Source organism: Rhodanobacter sp. FW101-FHT13A11 (assembly GCF_058790335.1).
Genome location: NZ_JBYTCN010000015.1, coordinates 12,081 through 33,017 on the forward strand (window position 1 = coordinate 12,081; position 20,937 = coordinate 33,017).

Genomic DNA, 20,937 nt, shown 5'->3' on the forward strand with positions numbered 1-20,937 from the left:
GCCAAGAGCATCGCGCACAGGGTGCGCTTCTACTCGTCCAGCACGCTGCCGTTGCTCTCGATCACCTGCGCGTACAGCTTTGCGGTGGCCTTCGGCGTGCGCTGCTGGGTGGCGAAGTCGACGTGGTACAGGCCGAAGCGCTTGGAGAAACCCAGCGACCACTCCAGGTTGTCCAGCAGCGACCAGGCGTAGTAGCCCTTCAGGTTCACCCCGGCCGCGATCGCCCGGTGCAGCGCCTTGAGGTGGCGGCGCAGGTAGTTCGTGCGCAGCGGGTCGTCCAGCACCTCGGCCTCGGCCACCGGCGGGTCGTAGAACGCGGAGCCATTTTCGGTGATGTACAGCGGGATGTCGCCGTAGCGCTGCTTGAACCAGGTCAGCGTGTCGGTGAGGCCCTGCTCGAACACTTCCCAGCCGGTCTCGGTGTAGGTCTTGTTCGGCTGGCGCACCGGCGAGGCTTTCAGCGGGTACTGGTTCGGGTCGTGCCTCACCACGGCGCGGGTGTAGTAGTTGATGCCGACGAAGTCGACCGGCTGCTTGGTCAACTCGAAGTCGTCCGCGGGGAAATCCGGCCACGCGTCGCCGAAGATTTCCTTCAGCTCGGGCGGGTAGCTGCCGAGCAGGGCCGGGTCGGCGAACTGCTGGTTCATGTAGGCGTGCGCGCGGCGGGTGGCGGCGAGATCCTCGGCGCTGTCCGAGTGCGGGTACTTCGGTTCGATGTTGAACACCACGCCGATCTCGTGCTTGCCGTGCGCCCGATACGCCTGGATACCGGCGCCGCTGGCGCGCATCAGGTTGTGCGCGGCGAGCGGCGCCTCGTACTTGCTGCGATGGCCGGGCGCCAGCGCGCCGTGCAGGTAGCCGCCGTCGGTGACCACCCACGGTTCGTTGAGTGTGGACCAGCGCGGCACGCGATCGTCCAGCGCCTTGAACATCACCTCGGCGTACTCGGCGAACCAGTGCGCGATGTCGCGGTTGAGCCAGCCGCCGCGGTCGTCCAGCGCCGCCGGCAGGTCCCAGTGGAACAGCGTGGCGTTCGGCGCGATGCCGTTTTCCAGCAATTGATCCACCAGCCGCGAGTAGAAATCCAGCCCCTTCGGATTGACCCGGCCGGTGCCCTCGGGCAGCACGCGCGCCCAGTTGACGCTGAAGCGGTAGCCCTTCAGGCCCAGCGCCTTCATCAGCTGGACGTCGCCCTTGTAGCGGCGGTAGTGGTCGCAGGCGACGTCGCCGGTGTCGCCGTTCGCCATCATCCCCGGCGTGTGCGCGAAGCGCTGCCAGATGCTGGGGCCTGCACCATCGGCCAGCGGCGAGCCCTCGATCTGGTAGGCCGAAGTGGCGGCGCCCCAGTGGAAGCCGTCGGGGAAGCGGAAACGGGGGCGGGACATGGGCGGTCCTTCGGGCAAGGCTTGATGTAAACGATTACATGGGCAGAATAGCCCAATGCCCCGCGGAAGTGCAGACCAGCGCATGCTGCGCGGGACGGCCGTCGTGGCCAACCGCACCGGAGATGCCGATGGCTGCTGTACGTCTGGATCAGCTGCGCAAGGTCTACCCCAACGGCCACGTGGGCGTGGCCGACGCCAGCTTCGAGATCGCCGACGGCGAGCTGCTGGTGTTGGTGGGGCCGTCCGGCTGCGGCAAGACCACCCTGCTCAGGATGATCGCCGGGCTGGAGTCGATCAGCGGCGGCACGCTTTCCATCGACGGCCGCGTGGTCAACGCCGTGGCGCCGAAGGATCGCGACATCGCGATGGTGTTCCAGAACTACGCGCTGTACCCGCACATGACGGTGGCCGAGAACCTCGGCTTCGGCCTGAAGCTGCGCGGCCACAAGCAGGCCGAGATCGACCGCCGCGTGGCGGCGGCGGCGAAGACGCTGGAGCTGGAGTCGCGGCTGGCCGCGCGCCCGGCCGCGCTGTCCGGCGGCCAGCGCCAGCGTGTGGCGCTGGGGCGGGCGCTGGTGCGCGATCCCAAGGTATTCCTGCTGGACGAGCCGCTGTCCAACCTGGACGCCAAGCTGCGCCTGTCGATGCGGGTGGAGATCGCGCGGCTGCACCGCCAGCTCGGCGCCACCATGGTCTACGTCACCCACGACCAGATCGAGGCGATGACCCTGGGCCAGCGCATCGTGGTGCTGGACGGCGGGGTGATCCAGCAGATCGACACGCCGATGGCCCTGTACGACAAGCCCGCCAACCTGTTCGTGGCCGGCTTCGTCGGCAGCCCGGCGATGAACCAGCTGCGCGGCACCTTGCGCCACGATGGCGGCTGGACGCTGGCCACCGCGCACGGCGGGATCGCGTTGGGCGAGCCGCCGCAGGCGGCGGCGTGGCAGCCGTGGCGCGACCGCGAGGTGGTGCTGGGCATCCGCCCGGAGCACCTGCAGCCGCAGGATGCCGGCGAGGCCGCGTTCAGCGCCCGGCTGGAGGTGCTCGAACCGGTCGGCAACGAGATCTTCCTGAACTTGCGCTACGGCGACCAGGCGCTGGTTTCGCGGGTGCCGCCGCGGGCCCTGCCCGAGCCGGGCGGCACGCTGGCGCTGGGCCTGGCGGCCGATCGGCTGCACCTGTTCGACGCCGCCGGCGGGGCGCGGATCGGCGCCTGAGCACGGGCAGCGCTGGGCAGGGCGAGGCATTACACTAACCCTCTCCCGCGTACGGTAGCTATCCATCCATGGCCCGCATCATCGCTGTCGCCAACCAGAAGGGCGGCGTCGGCAAGACCACCACTGCCGTCAATCTCGCCGCTGCGCTGGCCGCGGCGAAGCGCAAGGTATTGCTGGTCGACTTCGATCCGCAGGGCAACGCCACGATGGCCTCGGGCATCAACAAGCGCGACATCAAGGCGAGCGGCTGCGAGGTGCTGCTGGAGGAAGTGGAGATCGCCGCGGCGATCGTGCCCACCGACGCGCACTACGACCTGCTGCCGGGCAACGGCGATCTCACCGCGGCCGAGCTGAAGCTGATGGACGCGCTGGCGCGCGAGCACCGGCTGAAGGAGGTGCTGGCGAAGATCGCGGCGGACTACCACACCATCCTGGTCGACTGCCCGCCCTCGCTGAACCTGCTCACGCTGAACGCGCTGACCGCGGCCGACGGCGTGCTGATTCCGGTGCAGTGCGAGTACTTCGCGCTGGAAGGCCTGTCCAGCCTGCTCGACACGATCAAGGCGGTGCGCCACCGGCTGAACCCCGCGCTGGAGATCGAGGGCCTGCTGCGCACCATGTACGACGTGCGCAACAACCTCGGCAACGAGGTCTCCGCCCAGCTCACCCAGCACTTCGGCGACAAGGTGCTGCGCTCGATCATCCCGCGCAACGTGCGTCTGGCCGAGGCGCCCAGCCACGGCCAGCCGATCCATCTGTACGACCGCAGCTCGCGCGGCGCGATCGCCTACATCGGCCTGGCCGGCGAGGTGATCCGGCGCGAGCGCGGGCTGCCGCCGCGTCCCAGCCACGCCGAGGCGCTCGACGACATCGAACCGCCGGCATACGGCGACAGCGGCCCGACGCTCAAGGCGCCGGCCGCCAATCACCAGGAATGAGAGCCTGTTCGTGATCTCCAAGCACTCCGCGTTGTCATCCCGTGGCTGTCAGGTGGCAGTGCGTGGTGCCGGCTTGTCTGGCCGGCAGGCCAAGCCGCGCTGCGTATGGCGGCCATGGGATGACAGCCCGTCGGGCCGGATCTGTTTGCGTGCAGGCCGGCGTCATCATTCGGTCGTGGACGGACGTCCACTCCCTCACTCTTCCTTGGCCTGCGCGCAAACAGCTTCCGGCGCGGGGTGCTTGGAGATCATGAACAGGCTCTAGACATGGCTGCTGCGAAAAAACGGGGATTGGGACGTGGACTGGACGCCCTGCTCGGTGGCGACGGCGATGCCGCGCCGTCGGTGCTGGCGCAGGAAGGCGAGCTGCGCATCCTGCCGATCCAGCAGATCCAGCCCGGCAAGTACCAGCCGCGGCGGCACTGGAACGACGAGGCGCTGGACGAGCTGGCCGCCTCGATCAAGGCGCAGGGCCTGATCCAGCCGGTGGTGGTGCGCGAGATCGGCAGGAACAGCTACGAGCTGATCGCCGGCGAGCGCCGCTGGCGGGCGGCGCAGCGCGCCCAGCTGAGCGAACTGCCGGCGCTGGTGAAGGCGGTGCCGGAGGCGGCGGTGCCGGCGATGGCGCTGATCGAGAACATCCAGCGCCAGGACCTCACCCCGCTGGAAGAAGCCGACGCGCTGAAACGGCTGATCGACGACTTCGACCTCACCCACCAGCAGGCTGCCGACGCGGTCGGCCGTTCGCGCGCCGCGGTGTCGAACATGCTGCGGCTCACCGAGATGCCGGAGCCGATCCGGCGCCTGCTCGACGACGGCAAGCTGGAGATGGGCCACGCCCGCTGCCTGCTGACCCTGGAGGAAGCCATCGCCGTGCCGCTGGCGCGCCAGGCCTCGACCCTGGGCTGGTCGGTGCGCGAGCTGGAGGAAGCCGCCCGCCGCGCGCAGACCGCGCCGAAGGGCAAGGCCAAGCACCCGCCCGCGCGCGACCCGAACATCGCCGCGCTGGAGCGCGAACTGGCCGAACGCCTGGCCACCCGGGTCGAACTGGCGCAGGGCCGCGGCGGCCATGGCAAGCTGGTGATCCACTACCACAGCAACGACGAGCTGGACGGCATCCTCGGCAAGATCCGCTGAGCAGCCCAGCATGGCCGCCGCCAAACCAGCGCGATTGACCGAAAAGCAGTTTTCCCTGATCGCCCGCGCGCTGGCGGAGCCGCGGCGTTACCGCCTGCTTAAACAGATCGGCGAGAACAGCGCGCCGACGCCGTGCAGTTGCCTGCAGCAAACGCATGGGGTCAGCGCGGCCACGATATCGCATCATCTGAAAGAGCTGGAAATGGCTGGCCTGATCCGGATCGTGCGCGACGGCAAGTTTGCCAATCTCGTGCTGCAGCGCGACGTGCTGCACGCCTATCTGGAGCAACTCGCAAAAATCTGACCGGGTGCCATTGAAATGGATCCATGGTGTCCCCTTATCGGTTCGACAGTTAGACAACTATCTAACTAAACCCAGTCGAACCGGAGAACGCAGATGAGCAAGCTGACAGGCAAGGTGGCAGTAGTGACAGGTGCTTCGAAAGGCATTGGCGCAGGAATCGCGAAGGGCCTGGCCGCGGCCGGCGCAGCGGTGGTGGTGAATTACGCCTCCAGCCGGGAGGGCGCAGATCGCGTGGTGGCCGAGATCATCGGTAGCGGTGGCAAGGCGATCGCGGTACAAGGCGACGTCTCGAAAGCGGCTGACGTGCGGCGCCTGTTTACCGAGACGAAAAAGGCGTTCGGCACGCTCGACGTGCTGGTGAACAACGCGGGCGTGTACCAGTTCGCTCCGCTCGAGGACATCACCGAGAGCGAATTCCACCGCCAGTTCAACACCAACGTGCTCGGCCTGATTCTGGCCACCCAGGAAGCTGCGAAGCATTTCGGTGACCACGGCGGCAGCGTCATCAACATCAGTTCGGTGGTAACCCGGCTGGGCCTGCCCGGTTCGACCGTCTACGCCGCCACCAAGGGCGCCGTGGACGTCATCACGCATGTGCATTCGAAGGAGCTGGGGCCGCGCAAGATCCGCGTGAACTCGATCAATCCGGGCGGCGTGGAAACCGAGGGCACCCACACGATGGGCATGATCGGCAGCGACATGGAGAAGCAGATGGTTGCGCAGACCCCGCTGGGACGTCTGGGTCAGCCGGAGGACATCGCGACGATAGCGGTCTTCCTGGCCTCTGCCGATGCGGGCTGGATGACCGGCGAGACCCTGCTGGCTTCGGGCGGCATGCGCTGATCCGTGCGTGGGCGCGGGCGCGTTCGCACGGGCTGGCGACGTGCCCGCACCACGCAGGATCCAGAGGTTTCCGCGGGCTGGCGTGGCCCGCGGACTCGTCGCGGCGTGACGCATGGGCGATAATGCCCAGCTGCTTCCGTGGATCCACCATCATGCCCCAGCTCTCTGTGGTCGTCCCCGTCTTCAACGAGCGCGACAATATCCCGCCGCTGCTCGCCGAGATCGCCACCGCGCTGCGCGGCAAGGTCGATTACGAAGTCGTCTACGTCGACGACGATTCCAGCGACGACAGCCGCGCCGTGCTCGCTGCGCAGAAGGCGCAGCACCCGGAGCTGCGCGTGCTGTACCACGTCACCCGCAGCGGCCAGAGCACCGCGGTGTGGAACGGCGTGCGCGCGGCGGCGTCGCCGTGGATCGCCACGCTGGACGGCGACGGCCAGAACGACCCGGCCGACATCCCGAAGCTGCTCGCCGCGCGCGATACCGCCGCCGCCGAGGTGCGCCTGTTCGCCGGCTGGCGCACGACGCGCCGGGACAGCTTCAACAAGCGGATCTCCTCGAAGGTCGCCAACGCGGTGCGCTCGCGCATGCTGAAGGACGCCACGCCGGACACCGGTTGCGGCCTGAAGCTGTTCGAGCGCGAGGTGTTCCTGCGCCTGCCCTACTTCGACCACATGCACCGCTACCTGCCGGCGCTGGTCAAGCGCGCCGGTTTCCAGAGCACCAGCGTGCCGGTGGGCCACCGCCCGCGCACCGCCGGCGTGTCCAAGTACGGCATGCTGGACCGGCTGTGGGTGGGCCTGGCCGACCTGCGCGGCGTGGCCTGGCTGATGCGCCGGGGCAAGGTGACGAAAGTCGAGGAACTCTGATCCGCGTCACGCCGCCTGGTGCCGCCGGTCGTATGCTGGGGATCTTCCCCCAGGGAGGCTCATCCGATGAGCATCGCCGTCAAGCGTGTCTACGAACCGGCCGCGAAAGCCGACGGTTATCGCGTGCTGATCGACCGGCTGTGGCCGCGCGGGCTGAAGAAGGAGGCGGTGCCGCTGGACCTGTGGGCGAAGGAGCTGGCCCCGTCGACCGCCCTGCGCCAGTGGTTCGGCCACGATCCGGCGCGCTGGGACGGTTTCCGCCACCGCTACGCCAGCGAGCTGGATGCGCTGGCCGAGCACTGGCAGCCACTGGCCGAGCGCGCCGCGCGGCACACCGTCACCCTGCTCTTCGGCGCGCGCGACGAAGAGCACAACAACGCGGTGGCGCTGAAGGCGTACCTGGACAACTGGCTGCACATGCACGGTCCACGCTAGGGTGCCCAGGCGCGGCTCAGGCCTCGCGCTGCGGCGTGCCGGCCCGCGGCCAGTTCGCCAGCGCCGCGCGCGCCTGCGCGCGGCCCATTTCGATCAGCTCGCGCGCGCGGTAGAACTCGTAGGCGAGCGCCATGTCGTGCGGCAGCTGGATCAGCAGGTCCGGCGCGTACGCAGCCAGGCGCAGCCGCGACAGGTTCGCCTGCATCAGGTCCATCGACTGGGCCAGCAGTTCGAGCGTGCCCGGCTCGCGCGGGCGGCTTTCGCCGCGCGGGAGCATCCGGCCGATGAATTCGCCGAGGCGCTGGCGGTAGCCGCCTTCCGGCGTGGCCGCATCGTGCACCGGCGGTTCCGGCGGCACGGTGGTCATCGCCGGGCCGTCCACGCTCACCGCGATCAGGTAGTCGGCGCTCTCGCGGATCAGCGGTGTCACCGGCACCGGGTTGAGCAGGGCGCCGTCGACCAGCCGGCGGCCGTCGATGGTGTGCGGGCGGAACACGGTGGGGATCGCGATCGACGCGCGGATCGCCTCGAACAGGCCGCCCCGGCTCAGCCACACCTCGCGGCCGCGCTCGATGTCGGTGGCCACCGCGGTGAACGCCAGCGGCAGCTCCTCGATCTGCGCGTCGCCGACCAGCCCGCGCATGGTCTCGATGATCTTGTCGCCCTTGATCAGGCCGCCGCCGCTGAAGGTCCAGTCGACCAGCCTGAGCACATCGAGCTTGGCCAGCGCGCAGACCCAGTCGCGGTACACGTCGAGCCGGCCGGTGGCATGGATGCCGCCGATCAGCGCGCCCATCGAGGTGCCGGCGATCGCCACGATCGCGTAGCCCTGCGCCTCGATCTCCTCGATCACGCCGATGTGCGCCAGCCCCTTCGCGCCGCCGGAACCGAGCGCCAGCGCCACGGTCGGCCTGCGCGCGGCGGGCGCGGCACCGGCGGTATCGGTGGCGGCCATCGGATCCGTGCTCAGCGCGGCGACTGCTGGTAGCCGCCCAGCGCCAGCTGCAGCAGGATCTTCATCTCCTCGCGCAGCGACAGCGGCGCCACCACCTCTGCGTCCGGGCCGTACTTGAGCACGTCCATCAGCAGTTCCTTGGAATTGGAGTAGGGCAGCTTCAGCTCGTAGCGGCCGTCTTGCAGCCATTCGCCCTGCTGCTGCGAGTGCCAGTGCTCGTCGGCGACCCAGCGCGCGGCGTGCTGCGAGAAGCGGATCGTCGCCCACGCCTTCGGCTTGCCGGCGAAGATGCCGTAGCTGGAGGCGAGCAGCTCGTTGAGGTCGGCGTCGGCCACGTCGGTGGCGGGCGTGTCCAGCGCCTGCGCGTCGGCGATGCGGTCGACCGCGAAACTGCGCAGCGCCTGGCGGTCGTGGTCCCACACGTCGAGGTACCAGTTGTCGCGGTAGTGGGTCAGCCGTTGCGGCGACACCGTGCGGCGGCTGTCCGCGTTGGTGGTGCGCGCGCGGTAGCGGAAGCGCAGCTGTTTGCGCTCCAGCACCGCGCCGGCGACGATGCGGAACACCTGCTGGTCGAGCTTGCGCTCGCCCCAGGCGACCACGCGGATGCGCTCGATCGGCAGCGCCCTGCCGTTGTCCTGGTGCGACAGCAGGCCCTCGATGCGTGCCTTGAACGGCGCCAGCGCGCCGGCCAGCACGCCGGGGCCGGAACGGCTGATCAGCTCGTTCAAGGCCAGCAGCGCGGCCAGCTCGTCGGAGGTCAGCCACAGCCCGGGCAGCTCGAACTTCTCGCCCTCGCCCACTTCGTAGCGGAACGCGGCCTGGTCGGTGCCGGCGCTCTCGATCGGCGCGCCCAGCGCATCGCGCAGGAACGCCACGTCGCGGTACAGCGTGGCGCGCGAGCATTCCAGCTCGCCGAGCAGGCGAGACAGCGGGATCGGGTAGTGCGCCGACTTCAGCAGCCGGTGCAGGGTCAGTATGCGTTCGTAGCGATCCATGGAAGCGTCGGCATATCGTCGGGAGGGAGGCGTTGTGTAGCATGGAGGCGGGTCGTGGTGGCTGCAAGTCACCGCGCCGCCACTGCGGGTGCAGCGTGCATGCCGTCCGTGCCGCGGACGGCTGCTGGCTGGAGCCATCTCCCGACACCGGCCTCGAATGTACGCCGGGCGTGCGATGGAAGCGCCTCCGATGGCTTGCCGGCGGTGTTCATTGCAAGTTCAAGCCGCCGCGTTAAGGTAGCGGCCTTACTTTTGCTTAACAAATGGATCCTCTTTCCCGATGAAAAAGACCTTGATCGCCGGCCTGCTGCTGGCCGCCTTCGCCAGTTTCGCCGTGCAGGCCCAGGATGCCGACACCACCCCGTCCAGCAACGGCGGCTGGAGCGGTTCGGGCGAATTCGGCTTCGCCTCGTCCACCGGCAACTCGCGCTCGGAGAACGTCAACGCGAAACTCGGCCTGAGCCAGGAAAACGAGCAGTGGAAGAACACCTTCTTCCTCGACGGCCTGCGCTCGAAGAGCCAGCAGACCGTGGTCGACAGCAGCGGCAACACCATCAAGAAATTCAACACCACCGCGAACCGTTACGACGGCGGCGCTTCGGTCGGCCTCAAGCTCGACCCGCGCAGCTACATCGTGGGCGCGGCTCGCTACGAGCACGACGACTTCGGCGCGAACCTGTGGCAGGGCATCGTCTCGCTCGGCTACGGCTACATCGCGTTGAAGGACGAGCGCAACGAGCTGTCGTTCGAAATCGGCCCCGGCTACAAGCGCTACCGTCCGGCCGACATCGACCTGGTGGTGAACGGCGTCGAGACCAGGCAGCGGCAGCCGAGCCAGAGCGAGATGGTTGCCCGCGGCCTGGTCAACTACAAGTACAAGCTGAGCGACAACGCCGCGTTCGAGGACACGTTCCTGATGGAAGCGGGCTCGAAGAACACCTACCTGCAGAACGACGCAGGCCTGGCGGTCAGCATGACCCGCAAGCTGGCGCTGAAGGTCGGTTTCCAGGTGCGCCACAACAGCGACGTGGTGGCCGCCACCAAGACCAAGAAGACCGACACGCTGACCACCACCAATTTGGTCTACAGCTTCTGAGTTCGAGTGTCACCGATACGGAAACGGCCCCGTCGCGAGAGCGGCGGGGCCGTTTGTTTTTGCAGGGCGGGCACCGCCCGCCGCTCTTGCCATGCAACGCGAAAGGCGGCGGGCCGTGCCCGCCCTGCCGAGGCTGCGACCGGCGTTGAAAATCGGCGCCGTTTTTCAGAGCCCGAGCAGCTCGGCGGCGCCCTGCGCCAGCAACGCCGCCGCCACCTGCCGGCCCAGCGCGATCGCCTGGTCGGCGGGGCCGCTGGCCTCGGCATGCAGCAGCTGGCCGCTGGCCGCGTCGCCGACCATGCCGCGCAGGTGCAGGCCGTGTTCGCCCAGCGTGCACCACGCGCCGACCGGCACCGTGCAGCTGCCGCCCAGCGCCTGATTCATCGCACGCTCGGCGCTGACGGTGAGCCGGGTGTCGGCGTCGTCCAGTGCGGCCAGCAGCGCCAGTACGCCGGGCTGGCCCTCGCGTGCCTCGATCGCGATCGCCGCCTGCCCCGGCGCCGGCAGCCAGTCCGGCGCGGCCAGCCGCGAGCGGATCCGCGCGGCCAGGCCCAGCCGCTCCAGTCCCGCGCAGGCCAGCACGATCGCGTCGTAGGCGCCGGCGTCGAGCTTGGCCAGGCGGGTGCCCACGTTGCCGCGCAGGTCGAGCAGTTCAAGATCCGGCCGCAGTGCGCGCAACTGCGCCTGCCGCCGCAGCGACGAGGTGCCCACGCGCGCGCCGTGGGGCAGCGCGGCGGGGTTGTCGTGGTGATTGCTGACGAACGCATCGGCGGCGTCCGCGCGCGGCAGGATCGCCGGCAGCGCGAAGCCCGGCTCCAACTGCGCCGGCACGTCCTTCAGCGAATGCACGGCGAGGTCGGCGCGGCCTTCCAGCATCGCCACCTCCAGCTCCTTCAGGAACAGCCCCTTGCCGCCGATGGTGGCCAGCGGCTGGTCCAGGATCTCGTCGCCGCGGGTGCTCATCGGCACCAGCTCCACCGCCAGCCCCGGATGCGTGGCGCGCAGCCGCGCGGCGACGTGCTCGGCCTGCCACAGCGCGAGCGCGCTCTTGCGGGTGGCGATACGCAGGGTGGAAGGGTTCATCGGGGCTCCGCGACGTTCGACAGGCGCACATTGTCGCGTAGTTTGCGTACGGCGGCGCAACGGCACATTGGCGCAGGGCGGCGGCAAAGCCGCTACGATGATGGCAAACCACGGGAGCAGATCATGCAAAGCGGCAATCCGGCGCTCAACAAGAACACCTTCCTCGATGCCGCCAGCGGCGCGGTCCTCACCCGCGGCGACGAGGCGATGACGATCAACGGCACGGTCAACAAGACCGGCCTGCTGCTGATCCTGGTGCTGGTCGGCGCGATGGTCAGCTGGAGCCGGTTCGCCGGCCCCGGGAGCCTGCCGGCGATGATGCCGCTGGTGCTCGGCGGCGCGATCGGCGGCCTTGTGCTGGCCCTGGTCACCGTGTTCAAGAAGACCTGGGCACCGATCACCGCGCCGCTGTACGCGGTGGCGGAAGGGCTGTTCATCGGTGCACTGTCGGCGATCTTCGAGATGCGCTACCCCGGCATCGTGATGCAGGCGGTGGGGCTGACCTTCGGCACCATGGCCGCGATGCTGCTGGCCTATCGCAGCGGGCTGATCCGCGCCACCGAGAAGTTCAAGCTCGGCGTCGCCGCCGCCACCGGCGGCATCCTGCTGCTGTACCTGGCGAACTTCGCGATGGGCTTCTTCGGCCACTCGATGGGTTTCATCAACGGCAGCAACGGCATCGGCATCGCGTTCAGCGCGGTGGTGGTGGTGATCGCGGCGCTCAACCTGATCCTCGACTTCGACCTGATCGAAACCGGCGCCCAGCAGGGCGCGCCGAAGTACATGGAGTGGTACGGCGCCTTCGCGCTGGTGGTGACCCTGGTCTGGCTGTACCTGGAACTGCTGCGCCTGCTGTCGAAGCTGCAGTCGCGCAACTGAGCGGATCAGCGCGCCAGCAACGCCCTGGCGCGCTTCACCACGTTGTCCACCGTGAAGCCGAATTCGCGCAGCAGCACCTCGGCCGGCGCGGAGGCGCCGAAGTGGTCGATGCCGAGCATGTCGCCCTTCGCGCCGACGTAGCGGTCCCAGCCCTGCGACACGCCCAGTTCCACCGCCAGCCGTGCCGGCACGTCGGGCGGCAGCACCTGGTCGCGATAGCTCTGCGGCTGCGCGTCGAACAATTCCCAGCTCGGCATCGACACGCAGCGCACGGCGATGCCGTCGGCCTGCAGCTGGTCGGCGGCTTCGACGATCAGGCCGACCTCGGAGCCGCTGGCGAGCAGGATCAGTGAGGGCTTGCCGTTCGGCGCATCGCTGAGCACGTACGCGCCCTGGCGCAGGCCGTCGGCGCTGGCGTAGCGGGTGCGGTCCAGCGTGGGCACGTTCTGCCGGGTCAGCGCCAGCAGCACCGGCCGCCGCTTTGTTTCCAGCGCCACCTTCCACGCCACGGCGGTCTCGTTGGCGTCGGCGGGGCGGATCACGCTGAGGTTGGGGATCGCACGCAGGCTGGCCAGCTGTTCCACCGGCTGGTGGGTGGGGCCGTCTTCGCCCAGCGCCACGCTGTCGTGGGTGAACACGTGCACCACGTGCACGCCCATCAGCGCGGCGAGGCGGATCGCCGGGCGCATGTAGTCGGAGAAGATCAGGAAGGTCGAGCCGTAGGGGATGAAGCCGCCGTGCACGGCCAGCCCGTTCGCGATCGCGCCCATCGCATGCTCGCGCACGCCGAAGTGCAGGTTGCGGCCGGCGTGGCTCCAGCCGCCGCCGTCGGAACCCTGGCTGTCCTCGCCCGGCGCCAGCGGCGGATTGAAGTCGCCCAGGTCCTTCAGCGCGGTGTGGGTGGACGGGTCGAGGTCGGCCGAGCCGCCGCCCAGCGCGGGCAGTTTCGGCGCGATCGCGTTCATTACCTTGCCGCCGGCGACGCGGGTGGCGAGGCACTTGGCATCGGCGGGAAACACCGGGATGTCAGCGTCCCAGCCCGCCGGCAGTTCGCCATCCAGGCGGCCTTGCAACTCGGCGGCCAGCTCGGGGAAGGCTTTGGTATAGACGTCCATGCGGCCATTCCAGTCGCGCTCGGCCGCCACGCCGCGGTCCAGCGCTTCGCGCAGGTGCTTGAGCGCCGGCGGCGGCAGCAGAAAGTCCGGTTCGACCGGCCAGCCCAGCTTCTCCTTCGTCTTCCGGACGTCCTCGACGCCCAGTGGCGAGCCGTGCGCCTTGAACGTGTCCTGCTCGGGCGAGCCGTAGCCGATGTGCGTGCGCACCAGGATCAGCGTGGGCCGCGCGCTGTCGGCGCGCGCCTCAAGCAAGGCGGCGTCGATCGCCGCCAGGTCATTGCCGTCGGTCACCTGGATGGTCTGCCAGCCGTAGGCCTCGAAGCGTTTCGCGCGATCCTCGGAGAAGGTGATGTCGGTGCCGCCGGCCAGCGTCACGTAGTTGTCGTCGTACAGGCAGACCAGCTTGCCCAGCTTCAGGTGGCCGGCCAGCGAAGCGGCCTCGCTGGCCACGCCTTCCATCAGGTCGCCGTCGCTGACGATGGCCCAGGTGCGGTGGTCGATCACCGTGTGGCCGTCGCGGTTGTAGCGCGCGGCCAGGTGTGCCTCGCCGATCGCCATGCCCACCGCGTTGGCCAGGCCCTGGCCGAGCGGGCCGGTGGTGATCTCGACGCCCGGCGTGTGGCCGTACTCGGGGTGTCCCGGCGCCTTGCTGCCCCACTGGCGGAACTGCTTGAGGTCGTCCAGCGCGAGGTCGTAGCCGGTGGCGAACAGCAGGCTGTACAGCAGCGCCGAACCGTGGCCGGCGGACAGCACGAAGCGGTCGCGATCGGGCCAGTGCGGATTGGCCGGGTTGTGCTTCAGCTGCCGCGTCCACAGCGCGTAGGCCATCGGCGCGGCGCCCAGCGGCAGGCCGGGGTGGCCGCTGTTCGCGTGCTGCACCATGTCCACCGACAGGAAACGCAGCAGGTCGATGCATTGCTGGTCGAGGGCGTGGGACATGGCGGTATCTCCGGTGGTGGATTGATCGTCCGCGTAGGAGCCCGCTCGCGGGCGATGCTCTTGATCGCATCTTTCATCGTACGTCAGAGCAGGAGCATCGCCCGCGAGCGGGCTCCTACGCGAGCGGCCGCGTCGATCAGGCCAGGGCGCTGTCGACGATGCTCTGGGCTTCCTTCAGCAACGCTTGCAGGTGTTCTTCGCTCTGGAAGCTTTCGGCGTAGACCTTGTAGATCGCCTCGGTGCCGGACGGCCGTGCGGCGAACCAGCCGCTGGCGGCGATCGCCTTGATTCCGCCGATCGCGGCGCCGTTGCCGGGCGCCTTGTCCAGCACCTGCTCGATCTTCTCGCCGGCCAGCCGGTCGCTTTTCAATTGATCGGGCGACAGTTTCGCCAGCTTCGCCTTCTGCGCCGGCGTGGCGGCCGCGTCGACGCGGCTGGCGAACGGCTTGCCGAGTTCGCGGGTCAACTGCGCATACAGCTCGCCCGGGTCCTTGCCCTCGCGCGCGGTGATCTCGGCCGACAGCAGCGCCGGCACCAGGCCGTCCTTGTCGGTGACCCAGGCCGAGCCGTCGCGGCGCAGCAGCGAGGCGCCGGCGCTTTCCTCGCAGCCGAAGCCGAGCGAGCCGTCGAACAGGCCGGGTGCGAACCACTTGAAGCCGACCGGCACCTCGTAGAGTTTTCGGCCCAGCCGTTTCGCCACGCGGTCGATCAGCGCGGTACTGACCACGGTTTTGCCCACCGCGGCATGCGCGCTCCACTGCGGCCGATGCCGGAACAGGTAGTCGATCAGCACCGACAGGTAGTGGTTCGGCTCCATCAGTCCGCTGCTGCGGGTGACGATGCCGTGGCGGTCGTGGTCGGTGTCGCAGGCGAACGCGACGTCATAGCGGTCCTTCAACCCGATCAGCCGCTGCATCGCATACTTCGACGACGGATCCATGCGGATCTTGCCGTCCCAGTCCACGCTCATGAAGGCGAACTGCGGGTCGACCACCGCGCTGACCACGGTGAGATCGAGCCGGTAGCGCTCGGCGATCGGCGCCCAGTAGTGCACGCCGGCGCCGCCCAGCGGGTCGACGCCCATGTGCACGCCGGCGCCGCGGATGGCGTCGAAGTCGACGATGTTCGCCAGGTCGGCGACGTAGGCGTTGAGGTAGTCGTGCTCGTGCGTGGTGGCCGCCTTGCGCGCCTGCGCGTACGGCATCCGCCGCACTTCCTTCAGGCCGCCTTCGAGCAGGGCGTTGGCGCGGTTCTCCACCCAGCGGGTGATGTCGCTGTCGGCCGGGCCGCCATTCGTCGGGTTGTACTTGAAGCCGCCGTTGTCCGGCGGGTTGTGCGATGGCGTGATCACGATGCCGTCGGCGAGGCCCTTCGAGCGCCCCCTGTTGTGGACCAGGATCGCGTGCGACACCGCCGGCGTCGGGGTGTATTCGCCGCCGCTGGAAATCATCGCCTCGACGCCGTTGGCGGCCAGCACTTCCAGTGCGTTCTCGAACGCCGGCTGCGACAGCGCATGGGTGTCGGCGCCGATGAACAGCGGGCCGTCGATGCCTTTCGAGCGGCGGTACTCGCAGATCGCCTGGCTGATCGCCAGGATGTGCGCTTCGTTGAAGCTGCGCTCCAGCGCATTGCCGCGGTGGCCGGAGGTGCCGAACGCCACCCGCTGCGCCGGTACCGCGGGGTCGGGCTTCAGGTCGGCATACGCGGCGAGCAGTTGCGGGATGTCGACCAGGATCGACGACGGTGCCGGCTTGCCGGCGAGGGGGCTGATCTTCTGGCTCATGGACCTTCCGTTGTCTGGCTGTCGCGCAGCCGGCGATAGCGGCGTATCAGGGCGTTGGTGGAACTGTCGTGGGCGAGCGGCGGCTCGCTCGGCGCGGTCAGCTCGGCGATGGTGGCCTTCGCCAGCTGCTTACCCAGCTCCACGCCCCACTGGTCGAACGAGTCGATGTCCCAGATCACGCCCTGCACGAACACGCTGTGCTCGTACAGCGCGATCAGCGTGCCCAGCGTGTGCGGGGTGAGCCTGGCGGCGAGGATGGTGCTGCTGGGGCGGTTGCCGGGGAACGTGCGATGCGGCACCAGCGCCTCGGGCGTGCCTTCGGCGCGCACTTCGTCCGCCGTCTTGCCGAACGCCAGCGCCTCGCCCTGGGCGATCAGGTTCGCCATCAGCAGGTCGTGCTGCTGGCCGAGCGGGTTGAGCGGCTGGCCGAAGCCGATGAAGTCGCACGGCACGATGCGCGTGCCCTGGTGGATCAGCTGGTAGAACGAGTGCTGGCCGTTGGTGCCCGGCTCGCCCCAGTAGACCGGCCCGGTGGCGTAGTCGACCGCCGCGCCGTCCAGCGTGACGCGCTTGCCGTTGCTCTCCATGGTCAGCTGCTGCAGGTAGGCCGGGAAGCGCTTCAGGTACTGCTCGTACGGCAGCACCGCGACCGTGGCGGCGTCGAGGAAGTTGTTGTTCCAGATGCCGAGCAGGCCCATCAGCGCCGGCAGGTTGCGTTCCAGCGGCGCGTGGCGGAAGTGCTCGTCCATCGCGTGGAAGCCGGCCAGCATCGCGCGGAAATGCTCCGGGCCGATCGCCAGCATGGTGGACAGGCCGATCGCCGAATCCATCGAGTAGCGCCCGCCCACCCAGTCCCAGAAGCCGAACATGTTGGCGGTGTCGATGCCGAACTTCGCCACCTCGTCGGCGTTGGTGGAGACCGCCACGAAGTGCTTTGCCACCGCGGACTCGTCGCCCAGGGCAGCAAGGCACCAGGCGCGCGCGGCGTGCGCGTTGGCCAAGGTCTCCAGCGTGGTGAAGGTCTTCGAGCAGACGATGAACAGCGTCTCGGCCGCGTCCAGCGCGCGCACCGCCTCGGCGAAGTCGGTGCCGTCCACGTTGGAGACGAAGCGGAACGTCATCTCGCGCCGGCTGTAGTGGCGCAGCGCCTCGTACGCCATCACCGGGCCGAGGTCCGAGCCGCCGATGCCGATCGAGACCACGTGGCGGATGCGCCGGCCGCCGTGGCCCCGCCATGCGCCGCTGCGCACGCGGTCGGCAAACGCGGCCATGCGGTCGAGCACGTCGTGCACGTCCGCCACCACGTCGTGGCCGTCGACCAGGATTTTCTCGCCCGCCGGCGCGCGCAGCGCCACGTGCAGCACGGCGCGCTGCTCGGTGGTGTTGATGCGCTCGCCGCGGAACATCGCCTCGATCCGCTGCGGCAGCCCGCAGGCCACCGCCAGTTCGCGCAGCAGGCGCAGCGCGTCGGCATCCACCCGCTGCTTGGAGTAATCCAGGTACAGGCCGACACCCTCCAGCACGAAGCGCTCGCCACGTTGCGGATCGGCGGCGAACCACTCGCGCAGGTGCCGCCGGCCGATCGCGTCGGCATGCCGTTGCAACGCCTGCCATGGCGGCAGGCGGGTCAGTCGCGGCTCGCTCATGGCAGCTCGGATTCCTTTTCCAGCGCGCTGGCCTTGTCGGCGATCCGCTGCAGCAGCTGCTGCCACGATTTCACGAACGCCGCGGCGCCGTCCTGCTGCAGCTTCAGCGCCAGCGCGTCGAGGTCCACGCCGGCCTTGGCGACCTGCGCCAGCACCGCGTCCGCATCGCCGCCGTCGGCGGCCAGCACGCCATGCAGCTGGCCGTGGTCGGCGAACGCGTGCAGGGTCTTCTCCGGGATCGTGTCGATGGTGTCCGGCGCGGCCAGCGCGCTGACGTACAGCGTGTCCGGCGCGGACGGGTCCTTCACCCCGGTGCTGGCCCACAGCAGGCGCTGCGGCTGCGCGCCGGCGGCGGCGAGCTTCTGCCAGCGCTTCGAGGCCAGCAGCTCGCGGTAGGCGCGGTAGGTCTGCTGGCCCACCGCGATGCCCAGCCGGTTGTGCAGATCGGCCGGCAGCTGCGGGTTGGCGGCCACGTCCCAGCGGCTGATGAACAGCGAGGCGACCGAGCCCACGCGCGGGTCCAGCCCGGCTTCCAGGCGTCGCTCGATGCCGCGCAGGTACGCCTCGGCGACGGCCTGGTACTGCGCGCAGGAAAACAGCAGGGTCACGTTGATCGGGATGCCGAGGAAGATCGCCTCCTCGATCGCCGGCACGCCTTCCGGGGTGCCGGGAATCTTCACGAACAGGTTGTCGCGCCGGCCCTGGTGGTGGATGTGCCGCGCCGCCGCGATCGAGCCGGCGGTGTCGGCGGCGAGCAGCGGCGAGACTTCCATCGAGACCCAGCCGTCCACCTGGCGGGTGGCGTCGAACACCGGGCGGAACAGGTCGGCGGCGCGGCGCAGGTCTTCCAGCGCCAGCTCGGTGAACAGCGCCTCGCCGGAGAGCCCGGCCAGCGTCTTGGCGTGGATGCCGGCGTCGTAGGCGTCGCCGCCGCCGATCGCCGCGTCGAAGATGCTCGGGTTCGAGGTCAGCCCGGTGATCGAATCCTCGGCGATGTAGCGCGCCAGCGTGCCGTCGTCGAGCAGGCTGCGGGTGATGTTGTCCAGCCACAGGCTCTGGCCGAGGTCGTGCAATTGGCGGGTCGCTTTCATGCTTGCTCCGTGTTTCCGGTTCGATCGATAGATGATTTCAGTCTGCCGGCAGGCTGATTGCGGGTGCGCTCGGCAGGAAGTCTTCAAGCTTACGCCGGCGCAGATCGCCGATGCACGCGATCGTGAGGTCCGGTGCCGGCTCGACGGTTTCGCCGGCGCTGGCGGCCGCGTAGTGGCCCTGGCGCACGAACACCGTGGTCAGCCTGCGGCCCAGGCGCTGCTTCATCGCGGCCAGGATCGGCGGCTTGTCGTCCACCATCACGTAGTGCGCGGCCGGGTAACGCTGCTGCATCGCCACCAGCATCTGCTGCTTGTGCACGTAGACCAGCACCTCGCCGCGCAGCGCGGCCCACAGCCCGGCGCGCTGGATCTTGCGCGGCTGGAACACCACGTCGCCATCGGACAGGATCGCGGTGGGACCCAGCGTGCGCAGGTGCGCCACGGTCTCCAGCGCGTGCGGGTACAGCCGGTCGGCGAACGGGTAGTCCAGCAGGTAGCCGGACATCTGCAGCAGCGACGGGTCGTTGTCCAGGCCGGCGCGGAAGCGCTGCAGCGCGCCCAGGTAATCGGCAAAGCCGAATTGCTGGCGCAGCTCCTCGTAGATCGCCCAGTAGCGTTCGCGTCCGGCCACGCCGAACGCCGCCTCCAGCGTGGCGCCGAGGTCGGCGCCGAAGCGGTCGTTGTCGAGCAGGGTGTTGTCCACGTCGAGCAGGAACACCACCGCGGCGGCCCCGGCCGCGTGATTGCTCAACATGGCTTGCCCTCCTCCGCCCGCGGGTCATGCCAGCCCTCGTCGCCGCCGACGATGCGCGCCGCCCCGGGCGGCCCCCAGCTGCCCGGCTCGTAGAACTCCACCGCGCCCTCGTGGGCCAGCACGCGGTCGACCACCGCCCACGCCGCCTCCACGCATTCATCGCTGGTGAACAGCGCGTTGTCGCCGCGGATCGCGTCGCCGAGCAGGCGCTCGTACGGCGATTTCTCCGGTGCCAGGTCATGCCGCACCACCAGCTCCACCGGCTCGCCGCGCATCTCCTCGCCCGGCTGCTTCACCCGCATGCCCTCGGCGAGGATCACCTCCGGGCTGAGCCGGAAGCGGAAGTAGTTCGACTGCGCCGCGCCGACCGGGTCGAACACCGACAGCGGCGGCGCCTTCATGTCCACCATCACCTCGGTGGTGGTCAGCGGCAGCCGCTTGCCGGCGCGGATATGGAACGGCACGCCGGCCCAGCGCCAGGTGTCGACGTGCAGGCACAGCGCCACGAAGGTCTCCACGTTGGAATCGGCGGCCACGCCCGCGACCTCGCGGTAGCCGCGGAACTGGCCGCGCACCACCTCGGCCGGGTCGAGCGGGCGCATCGCGCGGAACAGCCGCAGCTTCTCGGCGCGCAGCGCTTCCGGCCCGCCGCCGATCGGCGCATCCATCGCCAGCAGCGAGGTCACCTGCAGCAGGTGGTTCTGCAGCACGTCGCGGATCGCGCCGACGCCCTCGTAGAACGCGCCGCGGCCGTCCACGCCGAACTGCTCGGCCATGGTGATCTGCACGCGGTCCACGTAGCGGTTGTTCCACACCGGCTCCAGCACGGTGTTGGCGAAGCGGAAGTACAGCAGGTTCTGCACCGGCTCCTTGCCCAGGTAGTGGTCGATGCGGAAGATCGCCGACTCCGGGAACACCGCGTGCAGCGTGCGGTTGAGTTCCTGCGCCGAGGCCAGGTCGCGGCCGAACGGCTTCTCCACCACGATCCGCGCCTCCCCGGCGCAGCCGGCCTGCTCGAGACCCTTCGCCACCACCCCGAACAGACCGGGCGGGATCGCCAGGTAGTGCAGCGGCCGCTGCGCCCCGCCCAGCGTTTGCTTCAGCTGCCGGAAGGTGGCCGGGTCGTTGTAGTCGCCGTCGACATACTGCAGGCGCGCCGCCAGCTTCGCGAACGCGGCCTCGTCGACCCGGCCGCCCTGCTCCAGCGCCGCGTGCGTCAGGCTGTCGTGCGCGCGCTGGCGCAGCCGCTCCACGTCCCAGCCCGCATGTGCCACGCCGATGATCGGCAGGTCCAGCCCGTCGTGCAGCATCATCGCCTGCAGCGCCGGAAAGATCTTCTTGTAGGCCAGGTCGCCGGTGGCGCCGAAAAAGACCAGGGCGTCCGAGCGGGGGATCGGCATGGCGGTGAGGTTCTCCGTGGGGCTGGCAGGCATCGCTGCCCGGGGTGGCGTGCGGCAGGCGACGGGCATG

Annotated in this window: 19 protein-coding genes; 9 read left to right on the forward strand and 10 right to left on the reverse strand. The window is 69.5% G+C overall.

The window, feature by feature from the left end; genetic code table 11:
* Positions 1–29: 29 nt before the first annotated feature.
* A complete protein-coding gene (locus AC3WRN_RS14770; RefSeq protein ID WP_492623542.1) occupies positions 30–1,385 on the reverse strand; it encodes a GH1 family beta-glucosidase in 1,356 nt (451 codons plus the stop codon).
* A 128-nt stretch (positions 1,386–1,513) separates the two neighbouring features.
* Here AC3WRN_RS14770 and AC3WRN_RS14775 point away from each other — a divergent pair, with 128 nt between their 5' ends.
* The 7 genes from AC3WRN_RS14775 (at position 1,514) to AC3WRN_RS14805 (ending at position 7,131) form a co-directional block, all read left to right on the forward strand.
* A complete protein-coding gene (locus AC3WRN_RS14775) occupies positions 1,514–2,605 on the forward strand; it encodes an ABC transporter ATP-binding protein (protein ID WP_492623543.1) in 1,092 nt (363 codons plus the stop codon).
* A gap of 68 nt (positions 2,606–2,673) precedes the next feature.
* Positions 2,674–3,543: a ParA family protein gene (locus AC3WRN_RS14780; protein WP_492623544.1), complete on the forward strand. Its 870-nt coding sequence runs from the start codon at positions 2,674–2,676 to the stop codon at positions 3,541–3,543.
* Between the two features lie 267 nt (positions 3,544–3,810).
* The gene (locus AC3WRN_RS14785) at positions 3,811–4,680 is read left to right on the forward strand and encodes a ParB/RepB/Spo0J family partition protein (protein WP_492623545.1); all 870 of its coding nucleotides are present in this window, start codon (positions 3,811–3,813) and stop codon (positions 4,678–4,680) included.
* 10 nt (positions 4,681–4,690) lie between these two features.
* A complete protein-coding gene (locus tag AC3WRN_RS14790; RefSeq protein WP_492623546.1) occupies positions 4,691–4,984 on the forward strand; it encodes an ArsR/SmtB family transcription factor in 294 nt (97 codons plus the stop codon).
* 93 nt (positions 4,985–5,077) lie between these two features.
* Complete coding sequence (locus AC3WRN_RS14795; RefSeq protein WP_492623547.1) at positions 5,078–5,827, forward strand: glucose 1-dehydrogenase; 750 nt, start codon at positions 5,078–5,080, stop codon at positions 5,825–5,827.
* Positions 5,828–5,979: 152 nt separating this feature from the next.
* Positions 5,980–6,696: a glycosyltransferase gene (locus AC3WRN_RS14800; RefSeq protein WP_492623548.1), complete on the forward strand. Its 717-nt coding sequence runs from the start codon at positions 5,980–5,982 to the stop codon at positions 6,694–6,696.
* Positions 6,697–6,762: 66 nt separating this feature from the next.
* Complete coding sequence (locus AC3WRN_RS14805) at positions 6,763–7,131, forward strand: DUF488 domain-containing protein (RefSeq protein ID WP_068093539.1); 369 nt, start codon at positions 6,763–6,765, stop codon at positions 7,129–7,131.
* 16 nt (positions 7,132–7,147) lie between these two features.
* Here the strand turns inward: AC3WRN_RS14805 and AC3WRN_RS14810 are convergent, their stop codons facing one another.
* Together AC3WRN_RS14810 and AC3WRN_RS14815 are read right to left on the reverse strand one after the other, a co-directional pair.
* Complete coding sequence (locus AC3WRN_RS14810; protein ID WP_492623549.1) at positions 7,148–8,086, reverse strand: patatin-like phospholipase family protein; 939 nt, start codon at positions 8,084–8,086, stop codon at positions 7,148–7,150.
* An 11-nt stretch (positions 8,087–8,097) separates the two neighbouring features.
* The gene (locus tag AC3WRN_RS14815) at positions 8,098–9,081 is read right to left on the reverse strand and encodes a helix-turn-helix transcriptional regulator (RefSeq protein WP_068093534.1); all 984 of its coding nucleotides are present in this window, start codon (positions 9,079–9,081) and stop codon (positions 8,098–8,100) included.
* Between the two features lie 280 nt (positions 9,082–9,361).
* Between AC3WRN_RS14815 and AC3WRN_RS14820 the strand changes: the two genes are divergently transcribed.
* A complete protein-coding gene (locus AC3WRN_RS14820) occupies positions 9,362–10,177 on the forward strand; it encodes a DUF481 domain-containing protein (RefSeq protein WP_068093530.1) in 816 nt (271 codons plus the stop codon).
* A gap of 165 nt (positions 10,178–10,342) precedes the next feature.
* On the opposite strand, the gene hemC is transcribed toward AC3WRN_RS14820, so the two are convergent.
* Positions 10,343–11,260, reverse strand: a complete 918-nt coding sequence (gene hemC / locus AC3WRN_RS14825; RefSeq protein WP_492623550.1) for a hydroxymethylbilane synthase — start codon at positions 11,258–11,260, stop codon at positions 10,343–10,345.
* 123 nt (positions 11,261–11,383) lie between these two features.
* Between hemC and AC3WRN_RS14830 the strand changes: the two genes are divergently transcribed.
* Complete coding sequence (locus tag AC3WRN_RS14830; protein ID WP_068094944.1) at positions 11,384–12,139, forward strand: Bax inhibitor-1/YccA family protein; 756 nt, start codon at positions 11,384–11,386, stop codon at positions 12,137–12,139.
* 5 nt (positions 12,140–12,144) lie between these two features.
* On the opposite strand, the gene tkt is transcribed toward AC3WRN_RS14830, so the two are convergent.
* The 6 genes from tkt to zwf all read right to left on the reverse strand — a co-directional run bounded on the left by tkt (position 12,145) and on the right by zwf (position 20,867).
* Positions 12,145–14,193 (reverse strand): transketolase, encoded by a 2,049-nt coding sequence (tkt, locus tag AC3WRN_RS14835; protein ID WP_492623551.1) that lies wholly within the window; start codon positions 14,191–14,193, stop codon positions 12,145–12,147.
* 136 nt (positions 14,194–14,329) lie between these two features.
* A complete protein-coding gene (gene pgm, locus AC3WRN_RS14840) occupies positions 14,330–15,976 on the reverse strand; it encodes a phosphoglucomutase (alpha-D-glucose-1,6-bisphosphate-dependent) (RefSeq protein WP_068094955.1) in 1,647 nt (548 codons plus the stop codon).
* Positions 15,973–17,622 carry a glucose-6-phosphate isomerase gene (gene pgi / locus AC3WRN_RS14845; protein WP_068094958.1) on the reverse strand — a complete coding sequence of 550 codons (1,650 nt, stop codon included), beginning with the start codon at positions 17,620–17,622 and terminating at the stop codon, positions 15,973–15,975. Before pgi ends, pgm begins: the two co-directional genes overlap by 4 nt.
* Complete coding sequence (gene tal / locus AC3WRN_RS14850; protein ID WP_068094961.1) at positions 17,619–18,713, reverse strand: transaldolase; 1,095 nt, start codon at positions 18,711–18,713, stop codon at positions 17,619–17,621. The genes pgi and tal overlap by 4 nt, the downstream gene beginning before the upstream one ends.
* A gap of 37 nt (positions 18,714–18,750) precedes the next feature.
* Positions 18,751–19,467: an HAD family hydrolase gene (locus AC3WRN_RS14855; RefSeq protein ID WP_068094965.1), complete on the reverse strand. Its 717-nt coding sequence runs from the start codon at positions 19,465–19,467 to the stop codon at positions 18,751–18,753.
* Positions 19,461–20,867, reverse strand: coding sequence for a glucose-6-phosphate dehydrogenase (gene zwf, locus AC3WRN_RS14860; RefSeq protein ID WP_068094971.1), 1,407 nt, complete (start codon positions 20,865–20,867; stop codon positions 19,461–19,463). The genes AC3WRN_RS14855 and zwf overlap by 7 nt, the downstream gene beginning before the upstream one ends.
* Between the last annotated feature and the right edge of the window lie 70 nt (positions 20,868–20,937).

Bases quoted from the DNA above. Each gene is read 5' to 3' on its own strand.
- AC3WRN_RS14780 (WP_492623544.1), top strand. From the start codon at position 2,674: ATGGCCCGCATCATCGCTGTCGCCAACCAGAAGGGCGGCGTCGGCAAG.
- AC3WRN_RS14785 (WP_492623545.1), top strand. From the start codon at position 3,811: ATGGCTGCTGCGAAAAAACGGGGATTGGGACGTGGACTGGACGCCCTG.
- AC3WRN_RS14775 (WP_492623543.1), top strand. From the start codon at position 1,514: ATGGCTGCTGTACGTCTGGATCAGCTGCGCAAGGTCTACCCCAACGGC.
- AC3WRN_RS14855 (WP_068094965.1), bottom strand. From the start codon at position 19,467: ATGTTGAGCAATCACGCGGCCGGGGCCGCCGCGGTGGTGTTCCTGCTC.
- AC3WRN_RS14820 (WP_068093530.1), top strand. From the start codon at position 9,362: ATGAAAAAGACCTTGATCGCCGGCCTGCTGCTGGCCGCCTTCGCCAGT.
- tal (WP_068094961.1), bottom strand. From the start codon at position 18,713: ATGAAAGCGACCCGCCAATTGCACGACCTCGGCCAGAGCCTGTGGCTG.
- AC3WRN_RS14795 (WP_492623547.1), top strand. From the start codon at position 5,078: ATGAGCAAGCTGACAGGCAAGGTGGCAGTAGTGACAGGTGCTTCGAAA.
- AC3WRN_RS14805 (WP_068093539.1), top strand. From the start codon at position 6,763: ATGAGCATCGCCGTCAAGCGTGTCTACGAACCGGCCGCGAAAGCCGAC.
- tkt (WP_492623551.1), bottom strand. From the start codon at position 14,193: ATGTCCCACGCCCTCGACCAGCAATGCATCGACCTGCTGCGTTTCCTG.
- AC3WRN_RS14770 (WP_492623542.1), bottom strand. From the start codon at position 1,385: ATGTCCCGCCCCCGTTTCCGCTTCCCCGACGGCTTCCACTGGGGCGCC.
- zwf (WP_068094971.1), bottom strand. From the start codon at position 20,867: ATGCCGATCCCCCGCTCGGACGCCCTGGTCTTTTTCGGCGCCACCGGC.
- AC3WRN_RS14810 (WP_492623549.1), bottom strand. From the start codon at position 8,086: ATGGCCGCCACCGATACCGCCGGTGCCGCGCCCGCCGCGCGCAGGCCG.
- pgm (WP_068094955.1), bottom strand. From the start codon at position 15,976: ATGAGCCAGAAGATCAGCCCCCTCGCCGGCAAGCCGGCACCGTCGTCG.
- pgi (WP_068094958.1), bottom strand. From the start codon at position 17,622: ATGAGCGAGCCGCGACTGACCCGCCTGCCGCCATGGCAGGCGTTGCAA.
- AC3WRN_RS14830 (WP_068094944.1), top strand. From the start codon at position 11,384: ATGCAAAGCGGCAATCCGGCGCTCAACAAGAACACCTTCCTCGATGCC.
- AC3WRN_RS14815 (WP_068093534.1), bottom strand. From the start codon at position 9,081: ATGGATCGCTACGAACGCATACTGACCCTGCACCGGCTGCTGAAGTCG.
- AC3WRN_RS14790 (WP_492623546.1), top strand. From the start codon at position 4,691: ATGGCCGCCGCCAAACCAGCGCGATTGACCGAAAAGCAGTTTTCCCTG.
- AC3WRN_RS14800 (WP_492623548.1), top strand. From the start codon at position 5,980: ATGCCCCAGCTCTCTGTGGTCGTCCCCGTCTTCAACGAGCGCGACAAT.
- hemC (WP_492623550.1), bottom strand. From the start codon at position 11,260: ATGAACCCTTCCACCCTGCGTATCGCCACCCGCAAGAGCGCGCTCGCG.